Source organism: Sulfuricurvum sp. (genome assembly GCF_019163035.1).
Classification (GTDB): Bacteria; Campylobacterota; Campylobacteria; order Campylobacterales; family Sulfurimonadaceae; genus Sulfuricurvum.
On record NZ_JAFLKV010000063.1, the window covers coordinates 1 to 5,177 of the forward strand.

8 protein-coding genes are annotated in these 5,177 nt (G+C 47.3%); all 8 read left to right on the top strand.

The genetic code is table 11. The features are described from left to right. Positions 1–710, top strand: a 710-nt coding sequence (locus tag JZU62_RS05210; protein ID WP_295012588.1) for a multicopper oxidase domain-containing protein, incomplete at its 5' end; no start/stop codon positions are given. Between the two features lie 129 nt (positions 711–839). Further along, the gene (gene cbiM, locus JZU62_RS05215) at positions 840–1,508 is read left to right on the top strand and encodes a cobalt transporter CbiM (protein ID WP_295012590.1); all 669 of its coding nucleotides are present in this window, start codon (positions 840–842) and stop codon (positions 1,506–1,508) included. Further along, the gene (locus JZU62_RS05220) at positions 1,505–1,807 is read left to right on the top strand and encodes a PDGLE domain-containing protein (RefSeq protein WP_295012592.1); all 303 of its coding nucleotides are present in this window, start codon (positions 1,505–1,507) and stop codon (positions 1,805–1,807) included. The genes cbiM and JZU62_RS05220 overlap by 4 nt, the downstream gene beginning before the upstream one ends. Further along, positions 1,797–2,345 (top strand): hypothetical protein, encoded by a 549-nt coding sequence (locus JZU62_RS05225; protein WP_295012594.1) that lies wholly within the window; start codon positions 1,797–1,799, stop codon positions 2,343–2,345. The genes JZU62_RS05220 and JZU62_RS05225 overlap by 11 nt, the downstream gene beginning before the upstream one ends. Next, positions 2,338–3,048 (top strand): ABC transporter ATP-binding protein, encoded by a 711-nt coding sequence (locus tag JZU62_RS05230; RefSeq protein ID WP_295012596.1) that lies wholly within the window; start codon positions 2,338–2,340, stop codon positions 3,046–3,048. Before JZU62_RS05225 ends, JZU62_RS05230 begins: the two co-directional genes overlap by 8 nt. 21 nt (positions 3,049–3,069) lie before the next feature. Beyond that, positions 3,070–3,945: a hydrogenase nickel incorporation protein HypB gene (hypB, locus tag JZU62_RS05235; protein ID WP_295012598.1), complete on the top strand. Its 876-nt coding sequence runs from the start codon at positions 3,070–3,072 to the stop codon at positions 3,943–3,945. 2 nt (positions 3,946–3,947) lie between these two features. Next, the gene (locus JZU62_RS05240; RefSeq protein WP_295012600.1) at positions 3,948–4,238 is read left to right on the top strand and encodes a HypC/HybG/HupF family hydrogenase formation chaperone; all 291 of its coding nucleotides are present in this window, start codon (positions 3,948–3,950) and stop codon (positions 4,236–4,238) included. A gap of 1 nt (position 4,239) precedes the next feature. After that, a partial coding sequence (gene hypD, locus JZU62_RS05245; RefSeq protein ID WP_295012602.1) for a hydrogenase formation protein HypD occupies positions 4,240–5,177 on the top strand: 938 nt, incomplete at its 3' end.

Genomic DNA, 5,177 nt, shown 5'->3' on the forward strand with positions numbered 1-5,177 from the left:
AAGAGCATCGGGTGGATCGCGATTTTTGTTTTCTCCTCTCCAGTTACGATGTAGCACCGGGAACTTATACCCCTAATCCCTCGACCATGACCGAATTTAATCTTTGGAGTTTCAACAGCCGTGTTTTTCCGGGGATCGATTCTATGAATGTTCGTGTCGGTGATCGTGTCCGTATCCGTGTCGGTAATCTCACCATGACCAACCATCCGATCCACATGCACGGTCATCCGTTCGAAGTGACCTGTACCGACGGCGGATGGGTTCCCAAAAGTGCCCGTTGGCCGGAAGTGACCATTGATGTCGGAGTAGGGCAAGTGAGAGCATTTGAGTTCGTCGCAACCCATGAGGGGGACTGGTCATTTCACTGCCATAAATCACACCACACGATGGGACCGATGGGGCATAGTGTCCCCAATATGCTTGGAGTTAAACAAGACGACCTCACCGAAAAAATCAGCGATTTGATGCCGGAGTATATGTATATGCCGATGGGGAAAAACGGGATGGCTGAGATGCAGGATATGGCGGAGATGGGGATGGCATTGCCGGAAAATACACTACCGATGATGACTGGACAAGGGCCATTCGGACCTATCGAGATGGGGGGGATGTTCACCCTTGTCAAAGTCCGCGCTAATCAACCTAAAGAGGATTACTCCGATCCGGGCTGGTATAATCATCCGCAGGGAAGTGTTGCTCGTAAACTCTAAAGGGTATGGTGGGTATTTTTTAAGAGATTAGTCCTAAAAATAACTAAGAAATACTTTTTTTCAACTTCTTTATAGATAAATCTTCTATAATTACCACTATACTGAATAACTATTCATAGAGGTGTTTAGATGCATATACCGGACGGATTCATATCCCCCTCTACCTATATACCCGCAACGGTTGCGGCGATACCTTTGTTGATTGTGGCGTGGAAAAAAACCAAAGAGGCGATCAATGATGAGTCTTATGCGTTTTTATCGTCATTAACGGCATTTTCGTTTGTCATCATGATGTTCAATATCCCCATTCCAGGAGGAACCAGCGGGCACGCTATAGGGGCGGCGATTTTGGCGATATTGTTCGGTCCTTGGGTGGCGGCGTTTTGTCTATCGTTGACGCTCTTTATTCAGGCGCTTATTTTCGGTGACGGAGGTCTCAGCGTCTTTGCCATCAACTCTTTGGCGATGGGATTTGTCGCTTCATTTAGCGCGTTTTACGCCCACAAACTGCTCCATGATAGAGTGAATAACAATCTTGTGCTGTTTTTAGCAGGGTGGAGCGGTATCGTTGCCGCGTCCGTTGTGGTTGCCGTGGCTTTGGGAATTCAGCCTCTGTTGGGTGTTGATGCACTAGGGCATCCGATCTATTTTCCGTTCGGTCTTAATGTCACACTCCCCGCCGTTGTCGGCTCTCACCTCCTTGTTTTCGGAGTGGTAGAGGGATTTGCGACGATGTTGGTGATGGGGTTTGTCGAAAAAATCAAAAATCAAAGCACCGCCAAAGGAGCTACGGTATGAGTCAAAACGGGAAATATTTATTGATTTTTATCCTCGTTGTGATCGCTTTAACTCCGCTGGGGTTAATCGCCGAAGGACCTGCATGGGGTGAGTGGAGCGTAGAGGAGATTCGCTCGATGATAGGCTACGTGCCCCAATCGATCGAAACTACAAAACCTTTGATTTCGGCGATCATACCTGATTATGAAATCAGCGGTGTGAGTGCTTTGATGTCGACATGGATCAGTGCGGCGCTCGGTGCGGGTTTGATCTTTGGCGTGATGATAGGTATCAAAAAGTTGAGTAAACGTGCCAGCTAAAACCTATTTTCTCCTCTATATCGGTGCTTTGATAGCCATATCGACTCTCAAGAGTTATGAGCCGCTCTTGATCATCCTTGCTTTGCTAATGATCATGTCGGGTAAATCGGTACTTTCGATTGCCCGTCGATCCTTTATCTTGGTGGCACTTTTTTCGCTGTTTATCACGTTGAGCTATTCCTTTACCCTTTATTTGAGAGATGAGTCGTTTTGGCACTATTTTTTGACCGTCAATTTGCGCTCGTTTGATATGATCTTTCTGACGCTCCTTTTTACCTCCAGAGTCAATATCTATGAGGCGGTCGCGTTTTCCAAAGATTTGACTTTTTTATTGGTTTTGAGCGTCTCGAAAATCATGAATATGCAGCGTTCGTTCGCCGATTACACCGATGCGTTGAAATCACGAACACTGCGAAAACCGTCTCGACAGGAGATATACGGGTATTTGGGTTCTGCTATAGCAGGATTTTTGGATAAAAATATCCGAGAAGGAAAAGAGAATTTCGAAGCGATGAAATCGAGAGGTTTTCATGTTTGAACTCCGAAACGTCACTCTCAAAAGAGAGGCTAATACCGTTTTTGAAAACCTGAACCTCCATATCGGTGCAGGGGAAAAAGTGGTTCTTTTAGGGGTTAACGGGAGCGGGAAAAGCACCCTGTTAAAACTCCTCAACGGCTTGGAGTTCCCTGATAGCGGTGAGCTCTTGTTTGAGGGAAACCCACTGAGTAAAAGTGCGTTGAAACAGAAGCAAACCAATGAATATTTTCGCCGCAACGTCGGGCTGGTGTTTCAAAACATCGATGCGATGCTTTTCAATCCGAGCGTTTATGATGAGATAGCGTTCGGTGCCCGTCAACTAGAGTTTGACGATGTCGATGCGCGGGTACGCAACTATGCCGAGCTGTTCGGATTGACACCGCATCTGAAAAACGTCCCTTTCAAACTCAGCGGCGGACAAAAACAAAAACTCGCACTCGCGTGCGTCATGTCGCTTTCGCCGAAAGTGCTACTACTCGATGAGCCGACCAGCGCGCTTGACCCTGCCAGTACCGCCAAATTTCTCGACATTATCGCCGCACTCCCCATCACGACGATAACGGCGACGCACAACTTGGCTATTGCACCCAGACTCGGTGAGCGTGTCGTCATTTTGGATGAAAAAGGTAAAATCCTATACGATGGAACCAGTGAAAATGCGTATGAAATCGATCTCCTCACACGAGCGGGATTGATAATTTAAAACAAACAAAAAGGATTAACTATGTGTAAAGATTGCGGATGCTCGATTACGACCAATAACCACCAGCACGGGCATACTCATGTCGATGAGTTTGGACGAGAATATACTCACGTTCATGATCATGAGCATGATGAGCTTGAACATCCTCACGAAGGGGGGCATCATCATCACCATCACGACGATGAACACTCTCATACCCATCAGGCGGCGCATGAAACATTGCATCACAACCCTCAGCTCAATGATGCAAAAACGATCTCCGTCATCAAAAAGATTTTGGACAAAAATGACCAAGAGGCGCACCACAACCGTGAACATTTTAACGAGCACGGGGTATTGGCGATCAACTTGATGAGCTCACCGGGGAGCGGAAAAACAACGCTTCTCGAAAAGATGGGGAGTTTAGCGCCGTTTAAATTCGGAGTTATCGAGGGGGATTTGGAGACGTCACGCGATGCGGATCGCCTTACTGCGGTGGGAATTCCTGCCGTACAGATTCAGACGGGGAGTGCGTGTCATCTGGACGCATTTATGGTACACAAAGGGCTGCATGATTTGCCGTTGGCACCACTGGATGTCTGTTTTATCGAAAACGTCGGGAACCTCGTCTGCCCTGCGAGCTACGATGTGGGATCGCATCTCAACATCGTCCTTGTTTCGATCCCTGAGGGGGAAGACAAGATCGCCAAATATCCGGTGATGTTCCGTTGTGCCGATCTGATCCTTATCACCAAAACCGATCTGTTACCGTATTTCAAATACGACATCGAGCGGGAGAAAGCCGAAGCGAGAAAGATCAAACCGAACGTCGATATTTTAGAAGTAAATATCAACGACGAAGCCTCCATCATGAAGGTGATTGATTGGATTGAATTTAAACGAAAGATGAGAAGCTAATTATGTGTTTATCAATCCCCTCAAAAGTCGTCAGTATCGACACCGAAAACAATATTGCAACCGTTGATACGATGGGTATTCAGCGTAATGCAGGACTTGATCTTATGGAAGAGGGAAGTGTCAAAATCGGCGATTATGTACTCCTTCATATCGGGTTTATCATGAACAAGATCGACGAGGGAGATGCCCTCGAATCGCTCAAAGTATATAGGGAAATACTCGATACGATGGATGAACAAGATAGGCTTGCCGCGATAGCAGAGAGTGATAACTGTCCGAACGGCGGAGCCTGAGATGGGATTGGAACTTAAAAATCTTTATGATGATTTTCGAGATGCCGATACGATAAAAGCGTACGCGAAGATCATCGCTGAGGATGCCTCAAAGCTCCCTCACCCGATCAATATCATGGAGGTATGCGGCGGACATACCCACACCATCATGAAATACGGTGTGTTGCAACTGCTCCCCTCCAACATCCATTTCGTTCACGGTCCGGGATGCCCCGTGTGTATCATGCCCAAAGAGCGGATCGATCATGCCTATGTATTGAGTATGCAAGATAATGTCATTTTGGTGACGCTCGGCGATATGATTAAAGTCCCTGGAAGCAATGGCTCTTTGCAAGATGCAAGGAGCAAGGGGGCGGATGTCCGTTTCGTCTACTCACCTCTAGATTGTCTTAAAATCGCACAAGAGAACCCCGATAAAACGGTGATATTCTTTGCCATAGGATTTGAGACGACGACCCCGATGACCGCCGCTCTTTTAGACACGGTGATCCGCCAAGATGTAAAAAATATCCTCTTGCATTTCAACCACGTCACCGTACCCGAACCGATGCGCGCCCTCATCAGTGATGAAGCGTGTATCATCGATGCATTTTTAGGGCCTTCTCACGTCAGCGTTATCAGCGGAAGCAAAATCTACGAAGAGTTCCCGCGCGACTGGGGGAAACCGGTCGTCGTGAGCGGATTTGAGCCGGTGGATGTAATGCAATCGATCAGTATGATCGTCAAACAATTTATCGAAAATCGATGTGAGCTCGAAGTGGAGTATAAACGTGCCGTGACATGCGAGGGGAATCTCAAAGCGCAGGCGTTGAATGATAAATATTTCCACAAGGTAGACTTTCGCTGGCGCGGTCTGGGTGATATTCCCCAAAGCGGTATGGGGCTGCGGAGCGAGTATGATCGCTACAACGCCGAAAAAATTTACGATGCGATCCTCCC